Raw genomic sequence first — 22,809 nt, forward strand, 5'->3', positions numbered from 1 at the left:
ACGGGTATCCGGAATGTGGCCTGCTCCTTGCTTAATATCATTACAAAGCAGCCGCAAAGTGCATCAGGATCAACAGGGCAGGCATAACTCTCAATGCAGACTGTAAACAAACCTAACCTTGCTAGTACGCCCTGAATCTCGGACAGGGTAACCGCAAATAGCAGATTGAATATAAACGCAATGGGATACGCGCCGAAGGCAAATCTCCCTGCGCGACATAACACCGAAGGAGAAGCACATGAACCGCAGATTCGTTTCCATCATCGCCGCGCTGGTAATGATCGTCACTGTATCCGCCGTGGCTCTGGCTGAAGGCGGCAACGCGCGCAAGGGCAAGTACCTGTATCGCAAGAACTGCCGTACCTGCCACGGCACGACAGCCAGCGACCTGTCGCCCATGTCCAAGACCCAGGCCGAATGGACCAAGGTCTTCGCCAAGCCCGAGACCATTCCCTGCAATAAGGAGTGGAAGGCCACGGTTAACGGGCAGGATCTGACCGATATTAACTCGTACCTTTACGATTACGCCAAGGACTCTCCAACTCCGGCCAAGTGCAGCTAGCCTCTGCCTCCCTCGGTGCCTGGAGCGGCCGCATCGGGCGGTCGCTCCAACCGAGGGAGCCCGACCTCATCGGGAAGCCGCTGCAACCGAAGCAGAACCGAGCGCACTAAGCGACCGCTTCATCCGAAGAAGCCCGGCCAAGCCATCACGATCGACAGGAGAGTTCGAACATGACCCCGAACAAGGCCAGACGCATCAGCAGGCGGGGATTTCTCAAGGCCGCCGGCGCCGTGGCGGCCGGACTGGCCGCCGCCAGGCCCGAGACCGTGGCGGCCGTGGCCGGCTCTCCGGCGGCGACGATTACCGAGTGGGAGTCGCGCTTCTCCGCCTGCGACATGTGCTTCAACCGTTGCGGGCTAATCGCCCGCGTTGAGAACGGGGTGGTGCGCAAGCTCGACCCCAACCCCAAGTTTCTCAAGTCGCGTGGCATGCTCTGCGCGCGCGGCAACGCCGGCATCGCCCAGCTTTACGATCCCGACAGGCTCAAGTACCCGCTGCTGCGCGTCGGCGAGCGCGGCGAAGGCAAGTGGAAGCGCATCTCCTGGGACGAGGCCCTGGACCTGACCGCCCAAAGTCTGCAAGCCATCCGCAAGGAGTACAGCCCGAGCGGCGTGATGTTCATGGCCGGATCGGACATGCAGTCCTCGTTCGTGAACAGGTTCGCCGAGGTCTTCGGCTCCTTCAACGTGACCTCCCACGAGTCCAACTGCCTCATGTCCAACACACGGGCCTACCTGGACACCTTCGGCGAGGTGCCCTTCCCGGACGTGCTCAATTCCAAGTACGTGCTCATGGCCGGGGCCAACCGCTTCGAGGCCCTGGTCACGCCCGACTCCATGGACCTCATGACGGCCATGCGCGAACGCGGCTGCAAGCTCGTGGTGCTCGATCCGCGTTTCACCAAGACCGCTGCCCTGGCCCACGAATGGTGGCCCATCAAGCCCGGCACGGATATGGCCTTCATGCTCGCCTGCATGCACGTCATCACCTCCGAGAACCTCTACGACAAGGCCTGGGTCGCCGAGAAGACCTACGGCATCGAGCAGCTCACGCAACATGTGAAGCAGTACGACCCGCGCTGGGCCGAGGGCGAGACCGGCATCCCGGCCGCTGACATCGCTCGCATGGCCCGCGAAATGGCCGCCGTAGCGCCGCAGGCCATGGTCTACCCTGGCCGCCGCAGCTCGGACTACGTGAACTCCACGCAGATTCGGCGCAGCTTCGCCATGCTCAATGCCCTGCTAGCCAACTGGGACCGCCCCGGCGGGTTGCTGGGCGCGCGCGAGGTTGGCCTGGGCTCCGGCATCCCCTTTTCCGCACCCTGGTATGACGAGAACCCCTTCGAGCGCGCCGACGCGGGTATTGCGCCGCTCATGATCGAGCACGAAGGCTCCTATGTGCTCCTGCGCGAGGCCGTGCTCAAGGGCGAGCCTTACCCGCTTAAGGGTTTCTTCTCCTTCAAGGTCAACCCGCTGGCCACGGCCCCGGACCGGGCCAAGTCCATCGAGATGATGAAGGCCTTCGACTTTTCCGTGGTCGTGGACATAGCCATGAGTGACACGGCCTGGTTCGCCGATCTGGTGCTGCCCGCCCCGAGCTACCTGGAGCGGATGGACCCGGCCTCGGCCCTGCAAGGCTCCTCGGCCTGCGCCTGCGTGGTGGATCGCGATCCAGTGGTGCCGGCCATGTTCGAGTCCCGGCCTGTGTTCGACATCTGCAAGGCCCTGGCTCAACGGCTGGAACTGGGCGAGTTTTTCGACTTCGACATGGCGGCTTTCCGCAAGGCCCAGCTCAAGGACCTGCCCGGCGCGGAAAAGGCCTTGGCCGAGGACGGCGTCTACTACAACCCGTCCAAGGTCTATGGCATCTACGAGGGCAGGATCTACAAGACCAAGTCGCAGAAGATCGAGTTCTTCAACCAGCGCTACGCCGACGAGGGGCTGGACCCCATGCCCGTGTACAACGCGCCCAAGGCCGTGCCCGATGGCATGTTCCGCATGGTCGTGGGCCGCAGCGCCGTCTATACGCATTCGGCCACCAACAACACGCTCCTGCGCCAACTGGAGCCAGACTGCCTGCTGTGGATCAATCCCAAGCGGGCTGATGCGCTGGGCATCAAGGACGGCGACGCCGTGATCGTGCAAAGCGCCGTTGGTAAAGGCCAGGCCAAGGCATTGGTCACCGAGGCCATCCGCGCCGACACGGCATATATGCCCACGGGCTTCGGAGCTCTGTCCAAGGGGCTGTCCCTGGCCCACGGCAACGGCGCGAGCATGGCCGGAGTGCTCGAATCCAACTTCGACGCGATCTCGGGCAACGCGGCCATGCACGAGACCTTCGTGACCGTAACCAGGAAGGCCTAAGCCATGAACAAGCCCCAATACGCCATGGTCATCGACTCGTCCCGCTGCATCGACTGCAAGGGCTGCGTGGCTTCCTGCAAGGTGGCCAACAAGGTGCCCGAGGGACATTTCCGCAACTGGGTCAAGCAGAGCGCTCCGGTTGTAGCTGTGGGCAAAGGTGCCGGACAGCACTTCCAGCCCGGCGCGTGCATGCACTGCGACAACCCCACCTGCGTGCAGGCTTGTCCCACGGGCGCGACCTGGAAGGACCCGACCACGGGAATGGTAGAGATCGACCGCGGCCTGTGCATCGGCTGCGGCAACTGCATAGCGGCCTGCCCCTACGGGGCGCGCTACCGCCACGCGACCATGCGCGTGGCCGACAAGTGCGACTACTGCGCCGAGCGCCGCGCCCACGGACTTGGGCCCGCCTGCGTGGATACCTGCCCGACCAAGGCCCGCGTGTTCGGCGACATCAACGACCCGAGCAGTGAGGCCGCCATCCTGCTGGCCGCCAACCAGGATCGCATCGTGCGCGTGGTGAACCAGAAGTCCGACACCAAGCCCAACATGTACTACATCGCCGCCACCGCGCCCCTGGACTGGACCGTGGAGGCGAAGATGCCCACGCCCATGAAGCTCATGGCCGACGCTCTCACGCCCGGCCTGCGCGTGGCCGTGGGATTCGCCGGACTTGGCGCGCTGGCCATGCTCGGCCGCCAACTCCTGACTCCGGCCAGCAAGGAGCACGACGAGGACGGCCAGAATGATCAAGGCGAGCGCGTCACCGAGCGAAACGCAGAGACGGAGGCCTAAAATGGAACGCCGCTTCTACCGCCATAGCCGGTGGGACATCTTCATCCACTGGCTCAACGCCGCCTGCTGGCTGCTGTTGCTCGTCACGGGCCTGGGGCTCATCTCCAACCCGGACATCGATCCCCTGGGCGGCTGGTATCCGGCCATGCTTCGGGCCATATTCGGCGGCGGAGCCAACCTGCTGATCTTCCACATCGCTCTCGGCGTCGTCTGGATCGCGGGCTTCGTCTTGTACATCGCATTCAACTTCAGGGGCGCGCTGTTCTTCCTGCGCGAGCTGTTCAGCGTGGACCTGCCGCGCGACGCCTTATGGATGGTCAAGAAGCCCATCCAGATGACCCTGGGCGACGCCGGGCTGCGCAAGCTCGGCCTGAGCACGGACATTCCCGACCAGGGCTTCTACAACATGGGCCAGAAGTCCTTCGGCCAGGCCTCGGTGCTGGGCAGTCTCGTACTGGCCGTCACGGGAGTGGTCATGGTCATGTCGCGCACCAGCCTGGGCGAGGCGCAGACCGGCCTGGTGTCCTGGTCCATCCTGCTGCACTACCTGTCCGCCGGCTTGGTCTTCGCCGGGCTCATCATCCACGTGTACATGGCGGCGATCTCCCGCGACGAGCGGCCCGGCTTCCGCTCCATGTTCACGGGCTGGGTGGACGAGAACTACGCCAAGCACCACCACCGCTTGTGGTGGGAGAAAGAGCGTGCCGTCGCAGGTGTGCGGGAAGAGGAATAGCCTCCGGCGGCAGGGGGGAAATCATTCCCCCCGGACCCCCCGCAGTTTTGAAGGAGCCGCCGGCGATTCGGCCGGTTCCTCCGGCCGAATCGGATGAAGGGTCCAGGGAGCCCGCTCCCTGGTGGGTGGGGTTCGGGGAGGGCAAAGCCCTTCCCGATTGCCAAGCCCAATAGATCGAAAACAAGAGGCGTCGAGAACATCTTAAGGAGAGTGAGGGAAGTCATGAACACCATGCGCAAGCAACTGACCCTGCTGGCGGTGCTCGCAGCCCTGTTGGGCCTCGTCGCGACCGGCTGCGCGGCCAAGTCCGAAGCCGGGACACCGGCCCAGGCCGCGGCGAGCACAAACGCCGACGGCACGGCCGGCGAGCTGAGCCCGCCGTCCCAGACCCCGGCCTGGTATTACAAGGACCTCGTGGACAGCGCCTTTGTCGAGCAATACGTCAAGATGCCCCGGCCGGAGAACGTGCTCATCATCGACTCGCGGCCCTTCAAAACCAAGCACGCCCTCGGCTATATTCCCACGTCCGTGTCCATCCCGGACAGCGAGTTTGATAAGCGCACGGCCGAACTGCCCAAGAACAAGGACGCGCTGCTGATCTTCTATTGCGAGGGCTACGCCTGCAAGCTGTCGCACAATTCGGCCAAGAAGGCAGCGGCCCTGGGCTATACGAATGTGAAGGTCTACGCCGGCGGCTATCCGGTCTGGAAAACCGAGGGCCGCTACACGGCCATCGGCACCCCGGTCGTCGAGGAGATGATGGCCAGCGGCAAGCCTTACTTGCTCGTCGATGCACGTCCCTTCAAGACCAAATTCCAGCAGGGCAGCATTCCCACGGCCATCTCCCTGCCCGACTCCGACTTCGAGGCGCGCAAGGGCCAGTTGCCGGCCGACAAGAGCATCCCGCTGGTCTTCTTCTGCGAGGGCTTCACCTGCAAGCTGTCCAATGAATCGGCCAGGAAAGCCGAAAAGCTCGGCTACACGAACGTCATGGTCTACGAAGCCGGTTATCCGGCCTGGATCGAAGCCCATGGAACCGGTTCCGCTCCGATGATCGTCGCGAGCGATGCCGGTGAGGGCACCATCGCAGTCGCCCAGTTCGAGCAGACCCTCAAGGACAATCCCAGCTCCATCGTCATTGTCGACGTGCGCGACGCCGACGAGTTCAAGGCCGGCCATTTCAAAAACGCTCGCAACATCCCCGTGGCCGAACTGGAGAAGCAGCTCAAGTCCATGCCCAAGGACAAGCCCGTGGTCTTCGTGTGCTCCACCGGCGCGCGTAGCGGCGAAGCGTACTGGATGGCCAGGGATGTGCGGCCGGACATGGACAAGGTCTACTTCCTGGATGCCACCGTGACCTATGCCAAGGACGGCGCCTACTCCATCAAGGCGCCCAAGAAATAGCAGTTCAAAGCAGCCGGGGATGACCCCTTTCCCGGCTGCTCACCCCCTAACGGCGAGGACGGACCATGACCGCTCATCAGCTAACCCCCCTTGCAATCCTCTGGTCCATCCTCGCCGTCATCTTTTTCTCGGACGCTGCCCAGGCTTCACCCCGTCCTGCCTGGTGGGCGGACGCGCAGGCCCAGGCCAGCAACAACGGCTACGTGCTGGTGGACGATGGCGAGATGGAGGTCTTGCGTCGGGAGGGCCGCGCCCTGCTGATGGACGTGCGGCCCGACTATGAATTCGCCATGGGCCACGTGCCAGGCGCCATAAACATGGAATTCCATCTGGGCGACCAGCACGAGCTGCCCATGAACCGGGCCAAGCGGCTGGCGGAGCTGCTGGGACCAGACCATGGCCGCACCATAGTCATCTATTGTAGAAGCTTCATGTGACTGCGCAGCGCCATCGCCGCCCGGTGGGCGGTGCGCCTGGGTTATCACGACGTGCGGCGCTACCCTGCCGGCTGGCAGGGCTGGCTGGCCGCCCACCCAGATGCGCTGCCGCCCGAGGCGCGGCCCAGGCTGCCTGGTCCGGGCGACACCTTCCCCGCCGAGCTGCCCGAGCCGTTCCTGGATATCGATCGTCGCATACTGGGTCCAGGCTTGGAGCAGGCCGACTTCCTCCTGCTGGAACTGCACTCCAGCCTATGCGGCTGCTGCCAGGAGGAGCTGCCCGTGTACCAGGACTTGCACGCGCGCATTTCGGCCGACCTGGAGCTTACGCAGTGGCTGCGCATGGCAGGCATCGCGGCCTATGACACCCGACGCGATCTGGCCAAGGCCCGGCGCACGGGACAGATAGGCTATCCGCTTTTGCCCGACGAGCGGGGCGAGGCCTTCGCCGCCCTGGGCCGTCCGGAATTGCCGGTAATCATGCTGCTGCGAAGAAAGGAAGGAATCGGCAGGGATTATCAGGTGCTACTGTCTCACCAGGGGCGCTTGCCAAAGCCGGATGTGTTCTTTGAAGAGGTGCGGCGAGCCGTGCTCAGTCGCTGACTGGGTTCAGCGCAGCCAGCGTCAACCGGGCGGCCGAGCGGAAAAAGGCCTCGGGGGTGCGTCCGATGGAGCCGCCGGTGCTGGCGCGGGTTGTATCCGGCTCCGCTGGAATGACCGACTCAAGGGTATCCGCCCAGCGACGCCAGGCAGGCAGGACCTGCAGGGCGAAGTCCCTGGTCAGGGTAGCCAAGGCGGGATTATCCTCGTCAAGGGCTTCGGTCAGGAGAAAGGCCAGGTACTCCAGTTCGATGGACAGGTGATCGGGCGGCTCGGCCAAGCCCTCAACCAGGGTTAGACCGGCCTGGACCAGCCGCTCGCTCATGGCCTCGGCCGGCGGGCCCATGAGTCTGCCGCCGTTCGGCGTATGGCAGGACTCGTAGAGCGGAGCCTGAATGCCGCCACGCGCATTGATGAACAAGGAAACGTAGGCGCTTTCCAGATCAGCCAGGCTGGCGTTGATGTCATTGCTGGAGGCCATGCAGGGGGAGACTTGGATCAGAAACGCCAGCGGTTCGGCCAGAGGGCTTCCGCAATCCGCAGCGCGGCGGGCCAAATCGGGCAATTCCTGGCCCAGCAATGCGGGAAAGCTTTCCAGATCCGGACCCTGGAATATCTCGGCGCACAAGTCCAGCACGTCGATGCGCACGGCGTCCGGCGTGCATGCCTGGTCTGGCCTGGATGCTGAAGCGGTATATTCGCTGTTCATGGTTCTTGGCTGACTGCAAGCCGGGTTAACCCCGACAACTAGGAAATTCAAAGGACTATGTACGTTATCCCGGCCATGGCAAGACGTAAAGTCAAAAGGGCGCTACGCCGCAAGCTGCTATCGGCTTCCCAAGAAGATGCCGCGCCCCTGGATACTATCCAGCAGAGTGTGCTGGCCAGGTTACGCAGGATCGAAGGCCAGGTGCGCGGCATCCAGGGCATGGTCGCAAACGGTACGGACTGCCGGGACATCCTTGTGCAGGTCAAGGCCGTGCGTTCGGCGCTCAAGGCAGCCAACGGCCTCATCCTCAAACGTTATCTCCTGGGTTGCCACAAGCAAGCCCGGGAAAACCCGACCTCGAACGACGCAGTGGCCAAGCTGGATGAGTCTATGCGCCTGCTGTCCAGCTATCTGGACAGTTGATGACCGTCTGCGGCCTGCGGCTGATTGAAGGCTCAAGGGTTTGTTTCTAGAGCATTTTGCTTTTGAAAATGCTCTGCAAGCCATGCGTCGGCATGGCTTGCCGCCCCGCAGGCGTAGGCGGAATGTAATTCCGCCGTCAACGCCGAAGGGAGCGTCTGAAATGCAAAATGCTTTAGGAGCCTTTTCATGAGCTTGGGAAGCAACTTACTTCCAGGTGCATTTCAAAGCAGAGTCCCGCAGGGTACCGCAATTGATTAAGCATGTGTGAAGCCTGCATGCGCGCAATGCGTGGCCCAGCGAATTCTTTCCAATGAATACTCTTGCTTGGCGCAGCCTTGGCGTTCCTTCGACCTTCGGCACGCAAGCTGCTAAAGCTTTGCATAACCCCTATGACAAGGATCTTTTCATGAATACGAAGAATAAGGCCCGTTTCTCACGGCGCGCTTTCCTGGCCGCGGCGGCAGTGGGAGGAGCGGGGCTGGTCCTGCCCGGCACCGCGCGCGCCGCGGCCAAGGGAGAACCCCTGGCCACCTTGCTGGACCTGAGCAAATGCATCGGCTGCGAGGCCTGCGTGCTGGCCTGCCAGGAGACCAACGGCCACAAATTCCCAGAGCCGCAAAAACCCTTCCCCAAGATGTATCCGGCTCGGGTCAAGGCCGAGGACTGGTCCGAGCGCCGCGACACGACCGACAGGCTCACGCCCTACAACTGGCTGTTCATTCAGCGCGCCACAGTCGAGCACCAGGGACAAAGCCTGGAGATCAATATCCCAAGGCGCTGCATGCACTGCCAGAATGCACCGTGCGCCAACCTGTGTCCCTTCGGAGCCTGCTCCACGCAGGCAAACGGCATCGTGCGCATCGATTCGGGCGTGTGCCTGGGCGGGGCCAAGTGCCGCCAGGTCTGTCCCTGGCACATCCCGCAGCGTCAGACCGGCGTGGGCATGTACCTCAAGCTCATGCCCGGCTTCGCCGGCAACGGCGTCATGTACAAGTGCGACCGCTGCTTTGACCGTGTGGCCCAGGGCGAGCTGCCCGCGTGCATCGAGGCTTGTCCAGCGCAGGTGCAGTCCATAGGCCCGCGCAAGGAGATCGTGCGCCGCGCCCATGAGTTGGCCGAGTCCATGGGCGGCTACATTTACGGCGAGACCGAGAACGGCGGCACCAATACCCTGTACGTCTCTCCCGTGCCTTTCGAGGCCTTGAACGCCGCCCTGCACGCCGAGCATGGCGAGACAAAGCCCAGGGCCATGGCTTCGGGCTTTCCGCATCTGGGGCCGGTGGCCAACTCCATGGCGAATGAGGAAAACCTGGGCTGGGCAGTCCTGGCCGCGCCCGTGGCCGGCCTAGTGGCCGGCGTCGTTGGCCTGGGACGCATTCTGAAACGCGGCGGCAAGGAGAACGACCATGATTAGGCCATTGCCTTCGAGCAGACCGTTGCTGCCCAGGGAGTTCCGCCTGGCCTTCGTTCTGTGCGTCACAGTGCTGGCCATAAGCGGCTTCGCGCAGATGCCCATCTTCCGACGCTACTACATAGCCGACGTGCCGGGACTGGCCTGGACCGACAACTTTTATTTCACCAGCCAACTGCACTATCTGGCGGCCGTGGGTTTCCTCGTCCTCGCCGGCTATGCGGCCGGACGCTACCTGACGGCCCGGCGATCCGGCCACGCCCTTACGACCAGCGGCATCCTGCGCTCCGGCCTGTACGCGCTGCTGACCATCACCGGATTGGCCCATGTGCTCGGCAACAGCAGCCTGACCTCGCTGGACAGCCTCCCGGCCATGCTGGTCGACATGGGTCACTTGGCGTCCGTCATGCTGCTGGGGCTTGTCTCGCTACTTTCGGCCCTGCTGGGTCGGCGCGATTGGCTGCGACACAGAAGTTCCTGACGGGCCTTGATCGTTTCTCCTGGGGCATATCTCCTGAACAGGGCCGCATCGTTAGATGCGGCCCTGCTTCATGTGCAAGCCAGACTCTTTCCTGCGTAAGCATTCCTGCGACGCAATTTTCAGCTATATTCCGACAGACTCCCATCCCCTGTAGCCTTACCTTGCGCCATGGCCCCAAGAACGTCCATCAGCCTGGCCGTTTCCGGCCGCAACCGCAAGGAGACACGCATGCGCCTAACGGCATTGCTTGTCGGGCTATTCTCCATTTTCCTGCTCAATCTGGGAGCCTGCGAGCGTGAGGGACCTGCCGAAAAAGCTGGCGAGAAGGTGGACGAGGCCACGGAGCAGACAGGCGAAACCCTGGAACGAGCAGGCGAAAAGGTGGAGGAACAATCAAGGCAGTAACGGGCGGCGCTGATCGGCAGGACGTGACAGCCAGCCCGACCACGGCAGCCTGCCGCTCATGCACAGCTGAACCATTAGGAGGTCACGCATGTCCCGAAAGTTCATCATCACTTTTCTGGCCTGCCTTGCCCTGACCCTAGGCGGCCTGGCAGCCTGCGATCAGGGGCAGCAGGGAGGAGGAACAGGCACGCCGGCTGAACAGCCCGGCCAACCTGCTTCGCCAGGTGCTCCTGGCTCTGAGCCGACTCCCGGCGCACCGCCTCCTCCGCCCGCCGAGCAACCGCCCCCGTCTGGCGGCGACACTACCGGCGGTGGCACTTCCGGCGGCAGTTCGAGCTAGACACCGCCATATTGGTGAGCCTGGCAGGGCCGCCCTGAACACGCCTTGGACTAAATGGGACCCGTATCCCGTTTAGTCCAAGGCCCCTTGTATCCGAGCAATTTTCGATTTCGCGGGATTCTCGACTCCCACAACAAATCCGCTCACGGACTTCATGGACCAAGTTTGCATCCGCCTTGATAAACAGAGTTGCGAAGGCACCGTCTTTGCCAGTTCTTTTTAAATGCATTGCTTAAACTGACAGCCTTTAGTCAGAGGTGCATTATTTCAGAAACTTGCTTTTTTGAGTTCGTCTGCGAAGCTATTCAGCAGGCCGCTCGCCAGCCCTATTGACATTGCAAGGCAACAGGAAGAGAAGGCTCGCGCCCATCCAAAGGAAACATCCACACAGTGTAGCGCGCGACGGCGGATCAGTCCGTCCGGCATCGTGGCCGCCGATATACGGGTGCGCCTGCAAAGATGTCTTTCCTATGGGTCACAAGGAGAACAACCATGTCCCGCAAGATCGCCATTCTCATTTCCGCCGTTTGCCTGTACCTCGGCCTGGCCCTGGTCGTCGCCTGCGAGAAGAAGCCCGAAGCCGAGCAGGCCGCTCCGGCCACCGAGCAGACCGCCCCGGTTGCTGAAGAAGCCGCTCCCGCGGCCACCGAGGCTGCTCCCGCCGCCGAGCAGGCTGCTCCTGCCACGGAAGCCGCCCCCGCCGAGCAGGCTCCCGCCGCCACCGAGGCTCCTGCCGAGCAGGCTCCTGCCGCTGAAAAGGCCCAGTAGTCGATTCTGCCCAAATGGGCATCAGTAGATGCACCGACGCATCAGGGCCCCGAAGGCAATGCCTTTGGGGCCTTTTTGTTACTCTGGACCATGTCCATCCGATTAGAGCAGAATGCTATTAAGACGCCCGCTCCGGCGTTGACGGCGCAAGTAAATTGCGCCTATGCCGAAGCTAGCGGCAAGTCCTGCCGACGCATGGTTTGCAGAGCATTTTCAAAGCAAAACGCTCTAGCCCTGCTTGCCAGCAATTGATCTCACATGGACGACGTGCCGGCCTGAAATCCAGATACCGAGAGCTTATCGCGCCCGGAGGTTGATTTCCAGGTCGACTTGCCCTAGCTTTCCGTCGTCGACTCCGGTTACAAAAGGGTTTGAAGCCCCTTCACGTAGTAATCATCACATCAGCATTACGGATGGTAGACAACATGGCCGGCATGCAGGATAGCGGCGCCCAAAGGCCCGACAGCAAGATCAAGGGCATCTTCTCGACCCAGAAAGTCACCACTATCGGTACTGGAGCGACGACCCGCAAGACCATCCAGCAGACACTTTACTACTGCTCCGAGTTGGATGACGGCTCGATCGAGATCCAGCCCGTCAATAAGAACTGCATCCCTTCCGGCAAGAAAAGCACCATTTCCAAGGAAGATCTCCTGCGTCGCTTCTCGCCCGAGCCCGAATTCTACGTGACTACCGTGCAGCCTCGGATGCAGGAGATGAACGCCTACATCGAAAAGGGCGACGAACACAGGGCCAAGAGCGAAATATACAGCGCCGAATTCGAGTACAGCGGGGCCATCAAGCTGGACGAGGAGAACGTGCGCGCCAACTTCGGAATAGGCATCTGCTACCTGGAACGCGGGGAACTTGCCAAGGCCGAGGACATTCTCAACCGCATCATCAAACTTGAGGCGGCATTTGGGCCCGAGCACAAACATTTATTCAACGAGTTCGGCATTTATCTGCGTAAGGCGGGCATGTTCGACCAGTCCATCCGCTACTATAACCGAGCCCTTGAACTGACGGAAAAGGACGACCACCTTTATTACAATGTCGCGCGGGCCTATTCTGAGAAGGGCGATACGCCTAGCGCCAAGGAAAATCTGGAGCGGGCCCTCAAGCTCAACCCCAAGCTTGACGCCGCGAGGAAGCTCCTGGACCAACTCGAGGGCAAGGCCCCCAGGTCCGCCAGGGATACTGGCAGCGATACTCCCAAGGCCGCTGGTACTCCCATCATTCTCTAGTGTCGTGACGAGCCCGTTCGCGGTTATTAGACTTGTTAGCAAGCCCAGCACGCTGATGTGGATTTGTAAGCAGCTTCAGCCGCTCTTTTCAGCCCTGCGCCCCTGCCACATCCTGGCATGGTATTCCATGACCCCGTGGATGCATGGCGCGCAATCTCCTCGGAAACGCACCGCCCACCTTTCGCGTCAGCCTTGAAGGCATGCCTCTCTATTGCGCCGCTTGCCTGCTTGGTCCGGTCTATCCATGCAAGGGCTCACTCCGTTTGATGCAGGCTCCAGCACAGGCATCCATGCACCAGGCTCGCGAAATCCTCTTCTCGGATTCCATCGACTAATCGGCAGCATTTAAAAAGCACAGGAAAATCAAAGCGCTTATAAAGCGTCGCTGACCAGGTTGGCCTATCTGCCGAACCTGGCCAGCGACATATGCTTGTGCAGAGAGTTCAGGCCTCTCTTCTCGCCTTATCCGCCAGGACTTCCTCCGCGAAGTCCCGCACTCGTCCGCCAGCGCCTTGCCGCAGCTTCCGCTCTGCTTGGCAGGCGCTCCCAGGCATCGATCAGGCGGCTTCCTTGTTAGTCAGCGGGGATTCGATGCCGCACATGCCCCGCAGGCATTCCAAAAGATCCACGGTGGCCATTACCGCATTGCATCCGGCATGCTCCACCACTGCAAAGTCCTCTTCCGACAGGGACTGCTGGGAGAGAATGCCTTGCAGTCGCTTAGATAGTTCGCCGAACTCCTGAAGCAACTTGAGCGACATGGCCATGGGATCCATTTGCATGGCCTCGGAGCGTTTGAGCGGGACCAAGGCATAGCCCATCTGATGCGCCAGGAACTTAAGCGGCTCATTGCTCTTGGATGAGCGCATGAGCGGCAGAAGCAGGTCAATCCCTACCTTGGCCCCGGAATCATGGGGGTTGATCTCCCGCAGCATGGTCGTATACGGCTTGCCGATCTCCGCAGCGATCACTTTTGCTGGCACACCACCGTCCAAAACCATGTCATGAATAATCTGTGTCAATGAGCGTGTCATCATCCTCGGCAACTCCTTACCCTGTTGGTTCCATTCCTCCCGCATTATTATAATTACCAAAAATTATACCAATTCGAACGACTCGCCCTATTTACATACAAGTCACTGTTTTCAGACAATTTCTTTTCTTCAGAAACTCTCTTTGCCACCTGCTGGAAGCTCAGAATTATCCTATTTTTTTATACTAAATCCGACAGGACGGGATTAATCCTAAAATATAGGACAAAGTGTCTTGTTTTCAACCTTAGGCTGAGATAGCATGCACAATTGAAAAGAGTAAGGCATCATATAATGGTGAATCAAACGATCTGCACCCTCATGCCCCGTAATTCAGCCAAGCTGACAGTTGCGCGGCGTCCGCAGCCGCAAGCCAGCTTCATCTTTCAAAGCCTGCACGAGCAATCCGCCGCTGTTCTGTCTCCCAGTGTAAAATCGCGCTCTTTCGTGGCCGCCATACCTGGAGTTTTGGCCTTCAGGGCTTGCGAGCACCAACGCCAAGTACATGCGAACAAGCTGCGCGGCGCCAGAGGCATGCCATGAGCACTGACTCTGTTATGGGCTACGCTCCCGACCTCTATCGGGCCATATTCGACGCACTGGATGATGGCGTTTCCATTCACGACCCGAATTCCGGCAGCGTTCTTGATGTCAATCCCGCCATAATACGCATGTTCGGCTATGACCGCGAGGAAGCCTTGGGCTTGACCATGGAGCGATTTTGCCTGGAATCCGAGCCCTTTTCCCACGCTGATGCGCTGGCTTGGATTAGCAAGGCCCTGACTATGGGACCACAACGTTTCAAGTGGCGGACGCGGGATAAAAATGGCCGTGATTTCTGGATAGAGGTCCGACTCAAAAGCATTAGCCTCGGTGGACAAACGCGCCTGCTTACGATCGTACGCGAGATAAATGCCCTCAAGACCTCGGAACCTCCCGCGGCTGGTCCGACCTGCCCGGAAGGTGATCTGCACAGCCTGCAGCGTAAAGCCGGGGTTGGCTTCCTGGCCGGTGACATCGCCCATGGCCTGAACAACTCCCTGACGCCCATCCTCGGCTATGCCGCGGAGGCCCGCTCCATGGCCTCGGATCCGGCCATGGCCTTCTGCCTGGACGAAACGCTTAAAGCTTGCGGCAAGGCCAAGGACCTCGTTTCCAGCCTGTTGACCCTTAGCCGGCCCAACGAGTCCAAGCGCGAGGCGATGTACCTGTGGCCAGCGTTAGAAAGTTGCCTGCAAGCAGCGCGCGCCCTGCTCCCGCCCGGTGTCTCCCTGGACGTGCAGGAGGACACATCGCAAGCCATGGCCGTCGTCAGCACAGGCGAAGTGCAAGAGATCATCCTGAGCCTGTGCACGATTGCAGCACAGGCTCTGCCAGGAAAACGCGGAAACCTTGCCTTGCGGCTCGAGCCGGCTTTTCCTGCTTCAGGCTGTCGTGTGTCTGTACTGGCTGCAGCGCGCAACGGTGAGACCGCAGGCGAGCCCGATATGCGAGGCAGCGTGATGGCCTCGGTCCAGGGTCTGGCCAAGTCCCTGGGCGGAAGCCTTGCACTGTCGCCACGGGCTGACGGCCTGGAGCTTTCGGTGCTTCTGCCTGGGGTAGTCGAACATGCCAAGGCGGAGTCCAGGCCGAGCCATCGCGGCCACATACTGTTCATTGACGACGACGCGGCCATTACCAAGCTGGTCTGCAAACAGCTCTCCTCGGCCGGCTACATCGTCACGGCCGTGTCGAATTCCGACGAAGGCTTGCGACGTTTCAGCCAGACACCCTCGGAATTCGACTGCGTGGTCACCGATCTGCTCATGCCAGGATTGTGCGGTCAAGCCCTGGCGCTACGCATCCGGGAACTGCGCCCCGATCTGCCGGTGCTGCTCTGCTCGGGCAACTGCGACCTGGGCAACCTCGATGCGTCCTCGACGCATTGCTTCGCCGGGTTCATCCCCAAGCCGTTCTGCAAGCGCGAGTTGACTCAAGCCGTGAGCATGGCCCTGGCGCAGCCGGCCACATCGCCTGACGAGAGAGACAAGGAGTAGCCATGGCCAACGTGCTGGTCATAGATGATGACGAGGCCATATGCAGCCTGCTGGCCTTCGGATTGGGACGCGCCGGCCATACCGTCGAGTGCGCCCGCACCCTGGAGCGCGGGCTGACCCTGCTGGAGCACAAGGACTTCTCAGTGGCCTTGCTGGACGTTCTCATGCCGGACGGCAACGGCCTGGACATCCTGCCGCGCATTCGCAAGGCGCCTTCGGCTCCCGAGGTCATAATCATCACTGGCGCGGGAGTTTCAGGCGCGGAGCTAGCCATCAAGAACGGCGCTTGGGATTATGTGCAGAAGCCCTTCTCCCTGAAGGAGGTCACCTTGCCGCTGGTGCGCGCCCTGGAATACCGCCAGGAAAAGGCCCGCGCCAGCCAACCGCAGGTGATTTTCAACCGGGACCGCATCATCGGCTCCAGCCCCAAGTTCGTCGAGTGCCTCAATCTCATGGCCATGGCCGCCACAACCGACTCCACGGTGCTTATTCAGGGTGAGACCGGCACGGGCAAGGAGCTTTTCGCCAGGGCCATACACGACAACAGCGCGCGCAAGAGCCGCGACTTCATCGTCGTGGACTGCGCCGCCCTGCCCTCCACGCTCATAGAAAGCGTGCTTTTTGGTCACCGCAAAGGTTCCTTCACCGGCGCGGACAAGACAACGGACGGATTGATCAAGGCTGCCGACAGCGGGACTCTGTTCCTGGACGAGGTTGGCGAGCTGCCCCTTGAGGCCCAGAAGTCCTTCTTGCGCATCCTGCAGGAGAAAAGCTTTCGGCCCATAGGCAGCCAGACGGAAGTCAGAAGCGATTTCCGCTTGTTGGCGGCGACCAACCGAGACCTTGAAGCCATGAGCGAGGAAGGCACCTTCCGCAAGGATCTGCTCTTCCGACTGCGCTCCTTGACCATTGAATTGCCGCCCATGCGCAACCGCTTGGAGGATATCAAGGAGCTGACGCTCTATCATACGAGCCGATTGTGCGAGCGTTTCGGCCTTGGTACCAAAGCCGTCTCGCCGGAGTTCTTCGAGTATATGACGGCCTACGCATGGCCGGGCAACGTGCGCGAACTAGTCAATACGCTGGAAGGCGCCATCACCGTGGCCCGCTTCGACCACACGCTGCTTCCCCCACACCTGCCCCAGCACATCCGCGTCTACTTCGCCAAGATTTCCGATGCCAAGCCGCGCACAGAGGGTTTCCGCGAAGTGGACCGCCCATCGCCGAATCCAGACTCGTTTCCTACCCTCAAGGAGTACCGCCGCGACGCCATCGCCGAGGTTGAGCGCGCCTATCTGGTGAAACTCATGGAGCACGCCCAGGGCGATTTCCGCAAGGCTTGCGACGTTTCCGGCGTCTCACGCTCCAGGCTCTACGATCTGCTCAAAAGCCATAAGGTCGATTTTTAGGCACCAGTGGCTGTATATTACACGGCGTCTTGCGCTGCGTTTTTTTTCCTAACGCCCTTCTCGTGCCAAGGCCGCTGCGCAAAGGACTGGGATATGGTTTTGCCCTCCCAGATCCCATCCATCAAAGCCGCCCTCGCTGAAGCGGAGTCCTGGACCCGCGAAGTTCCTTCGCGCATTGCCCCGGGTTCCACCTTCAACAAGCCCCCGACGGTCGCCAAGGCAACCCTTACCTCACGCCGAAAGCGCCGCATCTGCAGGCTTATAACATGGAATACTATAGGCAGCGCAACACAAGTGATCGCATCTTCGAAACGATAGAACGCCACAGGATCGCTACTCGCCATGACACCACCTGTCCTTCACACCAGATCATGCTTGTTCTGACCTGCATTTTCTTGTGGAGCAGTGCGTATAGACAGTTTTTCGCAAAATGTGATGAATGAGATTGACGTTAAGTCGTATCCATGAACGCTTAATATGACACTGCAAGGCTGTTCGATGAAATGCTGGTCTGCAATACTACCAAAGGTCCATGTCAGAAGAATAAAAAGCAATCCTTTGGACAATTGTTAAGAGGGCCTGACGAACCTAAAAACATATTAGCGATCACGAGGGAGCCATGGCGATTGACGAAGGTGATCGCAAGGCTCGGCAAGACAACGACAACGAGCATGCCTACCGCCAGACCGCATCGTCCGATCTGACTGGTACAAGGTCTACCGAAGAGGGAGGTCCGAGGTCGCCGTCACCGGATCAATATATATAATAGGCGGAAAGCCTTGGATAGACACGGCCCGTGTCTGAAGGAAGGATCACCTTTCACGCGCGCTCGGGCAAGGACCGTATCTATATACTCGGTGGTAAGGTTGCACTGGATACATTTAATGCCGGCATTAGCCCGGGATAATGCCGAACGAGTGGAGTCCGGCACGCAGGTCGAGCAACGCAAAATGGAACTGGAAACGAACGAGGTGCAATGACAATGATGAAGCTGAAGTGCATCACCCTGGCCATAGCCATGACAATCTCCCTGGCCGCCGCTGCTTTTGCCTATGATCATGGCCACGGCAACCTTGAGGGCAACTATGTTGATATCGTGCAACACGGTGCGTTCAACATGTCCAGCGTTGAGCAGGACATCGCAGGCGACCACGTGTTCAACAAAGCTGAGATCTCCCAGTGCGGCCTGCTGAACTCCGTCCATGTCGATCAGAAGGCCACCAAGTCCAGCAAAGTTTTCAGCATCAAGCAGGTCGGCTACGCGAACAAGTTTTGCGCCTATCAGCATTAGTATTATACCTGGGCAAGTCCAAAGCCATGAAGGGTGGTACTGCCCTTTTAGCGGGCCCTACGGCATCGAGCTGATCAAATGCCGTAAACATGGCGCCTGCCTTGCCGTAGGTATTTGAGCAAACCCTGCAATCATAATACTTACATCACGTGATGTTGCATGGGTTAAGAGGCCGGAGGTTCAAATCCTCTCCTCCCGGCCTGGAATCAAAAATAGATTGGTTGGTGCAAGCCAGCCGCTCTATTTCTATTGACAATGCCCTGCCACATAAAAAAACGGCCGCCCCTTGCGGAGCGGCCGTGTGAATGCGGGAAAGGCCGAAGGAAGCTAAGCGACTTCCCTCTTCACGGACACGGCGACCTTGTACAGGATGGTCAGCACGAAGATGCCCATGGCGTAGACTGTCAGGGAGATCATGATCTCCGGCAGAGTGGGCGCGTACGGGGTGACACCCTCGAACGCATTGGGCGTGAAGCCGCCGATAAGCAGGCCGAGACCCTTGTCGATCCAGCTGGCCGCGATGAGGATGGCCAGGGACCAGGGCAGCAGCTTCATGTTGTCCCGGAACTTGGGCGGGATGAGCAGCGCCAGGCTGGCGATGGCCAGTATGGCGGCTACCCACATCAAGTAGGACACGTACGACATGTGGCCGTCGTGACCGGCGAACAGGAACTCGAAGGAGTGCATGTGGCCGGGGATGTTTGAGTACGCGGCGGTGAACAGTTCGAGCAGGAAGAAGAACACGTTCACGGCCATGGCGTAGGTCACGATCTTGGCCAGGGCCTTGATGGCCTTGTCGCCGACATCGTAATCGGACACCTTGCGCACGAGCATGGCCACCAGCAACAGGATGGCAGGACCGGAGCAGAAGGCCGAAGCCAGGAAGCGGGCGGCCAGGATGGCGGTCAGCCAGTAGTGCCGGCCCGGAAGGCCCTGGTAAAGGAAAGCCGTCACCGTATGGATGGAGAAGGCCCAGATGATGGAAGTGTACACGAGGGGCTTGACCCACTTGGGCGGCTCCACGTGGTTGCGCTCGTGCTGCAGGCTGACCCAGCCGATGACGATGTTCAGCAGCAGGTAGCCGTTGAGCACGACCATGTCCCAGAACAGGATGGAGTTGGGCGTCGGATAGCGCAGCACGTTGAGCATGCGCGTGGGTTGGCCCAGGTCGACCACGATGAAGCCGAGGCACATGATGACTGCGGCGACGGCCTGGAACTCGGCCAGGATGATCAGCTTCTTGAAGTCCTTGTAGTGATGGAAGTAGTAAGGCAGCACAACCATCACGCCGGCCGCGGCCACGCCGACCAGGTAGGTGAACTGGGCGATGTAGAAGCCCCAGGACACGTCCCTGCTCAAGCCGGTGACGGTCAGGCCCACGGTGAACTGCCACATGTACATGGCGCCGCCGATACCCATGACGGCCAGCAGGATACCCAGCCAGCCCCAGTAGCGCGGCGAACCTTTCAGTGCGGTCTCAAGCATGGCGTATCCCCTTACACGATGTAGTAGACGTTGGGCTGCGTGCCGAGTTCAGGCTTGCGGCGGATGACGAAGTTGTTGCGCACCGCCCTGCTGACTTCGGAGGACGGATCGTCCAGGTCGCCGAAGAGCAACGCGCCCTTTGAGGCCTCAACGCAAGCCGGGCGCAGACCCTTGGCCAAACGCTCCGCGCAGAAGTTGCACTTCTCCACCACGCCTTGCACGCGCGTGGGGAACTCCATGTTGATCTCCTCCTCGGGGAGGTAGGCACGCGGGTCGGAGAAGTTGAAGCTGCGCGCGCCGTAGGGACAGCCGGCCATGCAGTAGCGGCAGCCGATGCAGCGGTGGAAGTCCATGAGCACGATGCCGTCCGCGCGCTGGAAGGTCGCCTTGGTCGGGCAGACCCGCACGCACGGGGGGTACTCACAGTGGTTGCACAGCAGCAGGTAGGGCTTGTTCAGGGTCGTGGGCACGCGGCCCTTGGGCCAACGGGACATGAACTCCGGGAACGTGTGCTCGAACTCGTCGGTCCAGATCCACTTGATCTCTTCTTCCCGCTTCTCGTCAGGCAAGTGGGGCACGTTGTGCACCTTATGGCAAGCCTCGATGAGCGGCTCGAAATCAGCTTCCTTGACCAGCTTGCGGGTGTCCACGACCATGGCCCAGCGGCCGGCGATCTTCTGGGTCGGCAGCTTGCCGACCTCGGGGCCGTGGGCGGCTCCGCCGGAGGAAGCCACGGCCCGCACCACCGGGGTGGCGGCCACGGCCGCAGCGGCAACGCCGGCGTATTTCAGAAAGCTTCTTCTGCTGTTATTCATGGGTGTTCTCCTGCGCGGGCTGGGCGGTCTCGGCGCTTGCCGCGGGCTGCTCCTTGGGCGGAACATGGCAATCCCAGCAGTAGGGGTTCACCGAGGCGTTGTTGTGGCATTTGTCGCAGAACTCGGCCTTGGAGACATGGCAGGACATGCAGGTGTTCTGCAGGCTCATCTCGTACTGCTTGCCGTTCAGGGAGCTGGTGTACAGACGGTTGCCGTAGCGCACGACCTCGTTGCGCCAGTCGTTGAGCACCTGCATGTGGTTGGCGCGCATCCACTTGGCGTCCTCGACACACACTTCGCCCTTGGACTTTTCGACCTTCTGGAGCTTGGGCTCCTCATAGGCTTGGCCGAGATTATTGTAGAACGGGTAGGCGAACAGAGCGACGAACACGCCCAGTCCGATGAGTACTTTGCTCGCGTCGTACATTACTCAGCCTCCTCCATGAGATCAGCGAAGGCCTCGCCGCGCAGGTTGTATTCCCGCTCGTTCTGACCTTCCATTTCGAGGGCGTTGGCCACGAGCTCGTGCAGACCGCTGATCTTCACGCCAGGAGCCCAGTAATCGGCCAGCGGGATCAGGGTCGCGCGGTCGATGGCGCAGACGCAGGCCATGTTGTTCACGCCGTGCTTGTCAACCACATAGCGCAGGGCGTTGCCGCGAGGCAGACCGCCGCGCATGCGCATTTCCATGAACTCGTCGTTGTTCAGTCCCGAGCCGCCGGCGCAGCAGAAGGTCTGCTCACGGATGGTCTGGGGCGGCATCTCGTAGAAGTTGTTGCACACGTTCTTGAGCACGTAACGCGGCTCTTCGAGCAGGCCCATGCCGCGGGCCGGGTTGCACGAATCATGGTAGGTGGTCTTGATATGGTCGTTGCGCGACGGGTTCAGCTTGAGCTTGCCGTGCTTGATGAGGTCGGCGGTAAACTCGGCGATGTGCACCATCTTGGTGGCCGCGGCGTTGTTGAACACCGTGCCGGTAATGGGATTCCTGGGCACGGTCATCTGTGGGCCTTGCATGTAGCCGTTCATCGTGTCCATGTACTGGTTCACGACGCGCCACATGTGGCCGCACTCGCCGCCGAGGATCCACTTGGCGCCCAGGCGGTTGGCCTCGGCGTACATCTTGCCGTTGAGCTTCTGCATCGTGTCGGAGTTCGTGAACAGACCGAAGTTGCCACCCTCGGATGCGTATGTGGACAAGGTGTAGTCCAGCCCGATGTGGTGGAACAGCAGCAGGTAGCCCATGAACGTGTAGATGCCGGGATCGGCGAAGGCATCGCCCGAGGGCGTGACGAACAGGACTTCGTGACCCTTCTCGTTAAGCGGAGGATTGACGCGAACGCCCGTGTATTCCTCGATATCGTCGCACATGAACTCGACGATTTCCTTGAAGGCGTGCGGCTGGATGCCCAAGTGGTTGCCGGTGCGGTTGCAGTTGGAAACCGGCTCCATGATCCAGTTGATGTTAACGCCGACCAGCTGCAGCAGCTCGCGGGCCATCATGGTGATCTCGGCCGTATCGATGCCGTAGGGGCAATACAGCGAGCAGCGGCGGCACTCGGAGCACTGATAGAAGTAGAGGAACCACTCCTTGAGCACGTCCTCTTCCATGACGCGGGCGCCGTTGAGCTTGCCCAGGATCTTGCCGGCCATGGTGAAGTCGTTGCGGTAGATGGAGCGCAGCAATTCGGCGCGCAGCACGGGCATGTTCTTGGGATCGCCCGAGCCGATGTAGTAGTGGCACTTGTCGGCACAGGCGCCACAGCGCACACAGATGTCCAGGAAGACCTTGAAGGAGCGGTACTTCTCAAGGCGTTCCTTGAAGCCGTTGTGCACGATCTCCTTCCAGTTCTCGGGCAGCTTCCAGTCCACGTCCGCGGGCGACCAGACGCGCGGGTTGGGGAAGTGCAGCTTCTCGAGAATCTCTGGCTTGGCCGGATAGCACCATGTGCCCGGACGGAAATCAATGGGCGTGTCGAACACGCCGGTCTTCGGCAGATGCTCGTAATCTATGCTTGTGAGCAAGTCTTTTTTATCGATGACTTTGGCAGCCATTCCCTACTCTCC

The 22,809-nt window shown here is 60.8% G+C and carries 22 protein-coding genes; 16 read left to right on the plus strand and 6 right to left on the minus strand.

The annotated features are described in order from the left end of the window. Nucleotides 1-238 precede the first annotated feature (238 nt). The 6 genes from H585_RS0112430 to H585_RS24025 all read left to right on the plus strand — a co-directional run bounded on the left by H585_RS0112430 (nucleotide 239) and on the right by H585_RS24025 (nucleotide 6,897). Nucleotides 239-562 (plus strand): c-type cytochrome, encoded by a 324-nt coding sequence (locus H585_RS0112430; protein ID WP_027368063.1) that lies wholly within the window; start codon nucleotides 239-241, stop codon nucleotides 560-562. A 170-nt stretch (nucleotides 563-732) separates the two neighbouring features. Next, the gene (locus H585_RS0112435) at nucleotides 733-2,925 is read left to right on the plus strand and encodes a molybdopterin-containing oxidoreductase family protein (protein WP_027368064.1); all 2,193 of its coding nucleotides are present in this window, start codon (nucleotides 733-735) and stop codon (nucleotides 2,923-2,925) included. Between the two features lie 3 nt (nucleotides 2,926-2,928). Then, on the plus strand, nucleotides 2,929-3,720 hold the full coding sequence (locus H585_RS0112440; protein ID WP_027368065.1) for a 4Fe-4S dicluster domain-containing protein: 792 nt from the start codon (nucleotides 2,929-2,931) through the stop codon (nucleotides 3,718-3,720). 1 nt (nucleotide 3,721) lies between these two features. Further along, on the plus strand, nucleotides 3,722-4,453 hold the full coding sequence (locus tag H585_RS0112445) for a formate dehydrogenase subunit gamma (RefSeq protein ID WP_027368066.1): 732 nt from the start codon (nucleotides 3,722-3,724) through the stop codon (nucleotides 4,451-4,453). A 222-nt stretch (nucleotides 4,454-4,675) separates the two neighbouring features. Further along, complete coding sequence (locus H585_RS0112450) at nucleotides 4,676-5,857, plus strand: rhodanese-like domain-containing protein (protein ID WP_027368067.1); 1,182 nt, start codon at nucleotides 4,676-4,678, stop codon at nucleotides 5,855-5,857. Between the two features lie 65 nt (nucleotides 5,858-5,922). Beyond that, a complete protein-coding gene (locus tag H585_RS24025) occupies nucleotides 5,923-6,897 on the plus strand; it encodes a rhodanese-like domain-containing protein (RefSeq protein ID WP_476728578.1) in 975 nt (324 codons plus the stop codon). Here H585_RS24025 and H585_RS0112465 read toward each other — a convergent pair. After that, on the minus strand, nucleotides 6,887-7,603 hold the full coding sequence (locus H585_RS0112465) for a TorD/DmsD family molecular chaperone (RefSeq protein ID WP_244432538.1): 717 nt from the start codon (nucleotides 7,601-7,603) through the stop codon (nucleotides 6,887-6,889). The genes H585_RS24025 and H585_RS0112465 overlap by 11 nt on opposite strands. Nucleotides 7,604-7,660: 57 nt before the next feature. On the opposite strand from H585_RS0112465, the gene H585_RS0112470 reads away from it, so the two are divergent. The 7 genes from H585_RS0112470 (at nucleotide 7,661) to H585_RS21415 (ending at nucleotide 12,675) form a co-directional block, all read left to right on the plus strand. Next, on the plus strand, nucleotides 7,661-8,026 hold the full coding sequence (locus H585_RS0112470; RefSeq protein WP_027368071.1) for a metal-sensitive transcriptional regulator: 366 nt from the start codon (nucleotides 7,661-7,663) through the stop codon (nucleotides 8,024-8,026). 406 nt (nucleotides 8,027-8,432) lie between these two features. Then, nucleotides 8,433-9,440 carry a 4Fe-4S dicluster domain-containing protein gene (locus H585_RS0112475; protein ID WP_027368072.1) on the plus strand — a complete coding sequence of 336 codons (1,008 nt, stop codon included), beginning with the start codon at nucleotides 8,433-8,435 and terminating at the stop codon, nucleotides 9,438-9,440. Next, nucleotides 9,433-9,918, plus strand: coding sequence for a hypothetical protein (locus tag H585_RS0112480; RefSeq protein ID WP_027368073.1), 486 nt, complete (start codon nucleotides 9,433-9,435; stop codon nucleotides 9,916-9,918). Before H585_RS0112475 ends, H585_RS0112480 begins: the two co-directional genes overlap by 8 nt. A gap of 168 nt (nucleotides 9,919-10,086) precedes the next feature. After that, nucleotides 10,087-10,323 (plus strand): hypothetical protein, encoded by a 237-nt coding sequence (locus H585_RS23485; protein ID WP_138708187.1) that lies wholly within the window; start codon nucleotides 10,087-10,089, stop codon nucleotides 10,321-10,323. A gap of 88 nt (nucleotides 10,324-10,411) precedes the next feature. Continuing rightward, entirely contained in the window at nucleotides 10,412-10,663 is a 252-nt protein-coding gene (locus tag H585_RS23075) for a hypothetical protein (protein WP_138708188.1), read from the plus strand. A gap of 492 nt (nucleotides 10,664-11,155) precedes the next feature. Continuing rightward, nucleotides 11,156-11,431: a hypothetical protein gene (locus H585_RS0112490; protein WP_014259601.1), complete on the plus strand. Its 276-nt coding sequence runs from the start codon at nucleotides 11,156-11,158 to the stop codon at nucleotides 11,429-11,431. A gap of 425 nt (nucleotides 11,432-11,856) precedes the next feature. Further along, nucleotides 11,857-12,675, plus strand: a complete 819-nt coding sequence (locus H585_RS21415; RefSeq protein WP_034627979.1) for a tetratricopeptide repeat protein — start codon at nucleotides 11,857-11,859, stop codon at nucleotides 12,673-12,675. 557 nt (nucleotides 12,676-13,232) lie between these two features. On the opposite strand, the gene H585_RS23690 is transcribed toward H585_RS21415, so the two are convergent. Next, nucleotides 13,233-13,754: a phage regulatory CII family protein gene (locus tag H585_RS23690; protein WP_338042137.1), complete on the minus strand. Its 522-nt coding sequence runs from the start codon at nucleotides 13,752-13,754 to the stop codon at nucleotides 13,233-13,235. A 491-nt stretch (nucleotides 13,755-14,245) separates the two neighbouring features. On the opposite strand from H585_RS23690, the gene H585_RS0112515 reads away from it, so the two are divergent. The 3 genes from H585_RS0112515 (at nucleotide 14,246) to H585_RS0112535 (ending at nucleotide 18,442) form a co-directional block, all read left to right on the plus strand. Further along, entirely contained in the window at nucleotides 14,246-15,742 is a 1,497-nt protein-coding gene (locus H585_RS0112515) for an ATP-binding response regulator (protein WP_027368076.1), read from the plus strand. 2 nt (nucleotides 15,743-15,744) lie between these two features. Further along, a complete protein-coding gene (locus H585_RS0112520; protein WP_027368077.1) occupies nucleotides 15,745-17,151 on the plus strand; it encodes a sigma-54-dependent transcriptional regulator in 1,407 nt (468 codons plus the stop codon). A 976-nt stretch (nucleotides 17,152-18,127) separates the two neighbouring features. After that, nucleotides 18,128-18,442, plus strand: a complete 315-nt coding sequence (locus H585_RS0112535; RefSeq protein ID WP_244432539.1) for a hypothetical protein — start codon at nucleotides 18,128-18,130, stop codon at nucleotides 18,440-18,442. A 327-nt stretch (nucleotides 18,443-18,769) separates the two neighbouring features. Here H585_RS0112535 and dsrP read toward each other — a convergent pair whose 3' ends face one another. From dsrP to dsrK, 4 genes are read right to left on the minus strand one after another with little or no spacing between them, the layout of a single operon-like run. After that, a complete protein-coding gene (gene dsrP, locus H585_RS0112540) occupies nucleotides 18,770-19,927 on the minus strand; it encodes a sulfate reduction electron transfer complex DsrMKJOP subunit DsrP (RefSeq protein WP_014259594.1) in 1,158 nt (385 codons plus the stop codon). Between the two features lie 11 nt (nucleotides 19,928-19,938). Further along, on the minus strand, nucleotides 19,939-20,742 hold the full coding sequence (gene dsrO, locus H585_RS0112545) for a sulfate reduction electron transfer complex DsrMKJOP subunit DsrO (RefSeq protein WP_027368080.1): 804 nt from the start codon (nucleotides 20,740-20,742) through the stop codon (nucleotides 19,939-19,941). Further along, on the minus strand, nucleotides 20,735-21,169 hold the full coding sequence (dsrJ, locus tag H585_RS0112550) for a sulfate reduction electron transfer complex DsrMKJOP subunit DsrJ (protein ID WP_014259592.1): 435 nt from the start codon (nucleotides 21,167-21,169) through the stop codon (nucleotides 20,735-20,737). The genes dsrO and dsrJ overlap by 8 nt, the downstream gene beginning before the upstream one ends. Continuing rightward, nucleotides 21,169-22,797, minus strand: coding sequence for a sulfate reduction electron transfer complex DsrMKJOP subunit DsrK (dsrK, locus tag H585_RS0112555; RefSeq protein WP_027368081.1), 1,629 nt, complete (start codon nucleotides 22,795-22,797; stop codon nucleotides 21,169-21,171). Before dsrK ends, dsrJ begins: the two co-directional genes overlap by 1 nt. Nucleotides 22,798-22,809: the final 12 nt, after the last annotated feature.

This window comes from Desulfocurvibacter africanus subsp. africanus DSM 2603 (assembly GCF_000422545.1).
Lineage (GTDB): Bacteria > Desulfobacterota > Desulfovibrionia > Desulfovibrionales > Desulfovibrionaceae > Desulfocurvibacter > Desulfocurvibacter africanus.

What these genes read in the sequence shown, in the direction of transcription:
- H585_RS0112480 (WP_027368073.1), top strand. Translation starts at nt 9,433, where the DNA reads ATGATTAGGCCATTGCCTTCGAGCAGACCGTTGCTGCCCAGGGAGTTC.
- H585_RS0112450 (WP_027368067.1), top strand. Translation starts at nt 4,676, where the DNA reads ATGAACACCATGCGCAAGCAACTGACCCTGCTGGCGGTGCTCGCAGCC.
- H585_RS23690 (WP_338042137.1), bottom strand. Translation starts at nt 13,754, where the DNA reads ATGCGGGAGGAATGGAACCAACAGGGTAAGGAGTTGCCGAGGATGATG.
- dsrP (WP_014259594.1), bottom strand. Translation starts at nt 19,927, where the DNA reads ATGCTTGAGACCGCACTGAAAGGTTCGCCGCGCTACTGGGGCTGGCTG.
- H585_RS0112470 (WP_027368071.1), top strand. Translation starts at nt 7,661, where the DNA reads ATGTACGTTATCCCGGCCATGGCAAGACGTAAAGTCAAAAGGGCGCTA.
- dsrO (WP_027368080.1), bottom strand. Translation starts at nt 20,742, where the DNA reads ATGAATAACAGCAGAAGAAGCTTTCTGAAATACGCCGGCGTTGCCGCT.
- H585_RS0112435 (WP_027368064.1), top strand. Translation starts at nt 733, where the DNA reads ATGACCCCGAACAAGGCCAGACGCATCAGCAGGCGGGGATTTCTCAAG.
- H585_RS0112440 (WP_027368065.1), top strand. Translation starts at nt 2,929, where the DNA reads ATGAACAAGCCCCAATACGCCATGGTCATCGACTCGTCCCGCTGCATC.
- H585_RS0112475 (WP_027368072.1), top strand. Translation starts at nt 8,433, where the DNA reads ATGAATACGAAGAATAAGGCCCGTTTCTCACGGCGCGCTTTCCTGGCC.
- H585_RS0112445 (WP_027368066.1), top strand. Translation starts at nt 3,722, where the DNA reads ATGGAACGCCGCTTCTACCGCCATAGCCGGTGGGACATCTTCATCCAC.
- H585_RS0112515 (WP_027368076.1), top strand. Translation starts at nt 14,246, where the DNA reads ATGAGCACTGACTCTGTTATGGGCTACGCTCCCGACCTCTATCGGGCC.
- H585_RS0112430 (WP_027368063.1), top strand. Translation starts at nt 239, where the DNA reads ATGAACCGCAGATTCGTTTCCATCATCGCCGCGCTGGTAATGATCGTC.
- H585_RS0112520 (WP_027368077.1), top strand. Translation starts at nt 15,745, where the DNA reads ATGGCCAACGTGCTGGTCATAGATGATGACGAGGCCATATGCAGCCTG.
- H585_RS0112535 (WP_244432539.1), top strand. Translation starts at nt 18,128, where the DNA reads ATGACAATGATGAAGCTGAAGTGCATCACCCTGGCCATAGCCATGACA.
- H585_RS21415 (WP_034627979.1), top strand. Translation starts at nt 11,857, where the DNA reads ATGGCCGGCATGCAGGATAGCGGCGCCCAAAGGCCCGACAGCAAGATC.
- H585_RS0112465 (WP_244432538.1), bottom strand. Translation starts at nt 7,603, where the DNA reads ATGAACAGCGAATATACCGCTTCAGCATCCAGGCCAGACCAGGCATGC.
- H585_RS23075 (WP_138708188.1), top strand. Translation starts at nt 10,412, where the DNA reads ATGTCCCGAAAGTTCATCATCACTTTTCTGGCCTGCCTTGCCCTGACC.
- H585_RS0112490 (WP_014259601.1), top strand. Translation starts at nt 11,156, where the DNA reads ATGTCCCGCAAGATCGCCATTCTCATTTCCGCCGTTTGCCTGTACCTC.
- H585_RS23485 (WP_138708187.1), top strand. Translation starts at nt 10,087, where the DNA reads ATGGCCCCAAGAACGTCCATCAGCCTGGCCGTTTCCGGCCGCAACCGC.
- dsrJ (WP_014259592.1), bottom strand. Translation starts at nt 21,169, where the DNA reads ATGTACGACGCGAGCAAAGTACTCATCGGACTGGGCGTGTTCGTCGCT.
- dsrK (WP_027368081.1), bottom strand. Translation starts at nt 22,797, where the DNA reads ATGGCTGCCAAAGTCATCGATAAAAAAGACTTGCTCACAAGCATAGAT.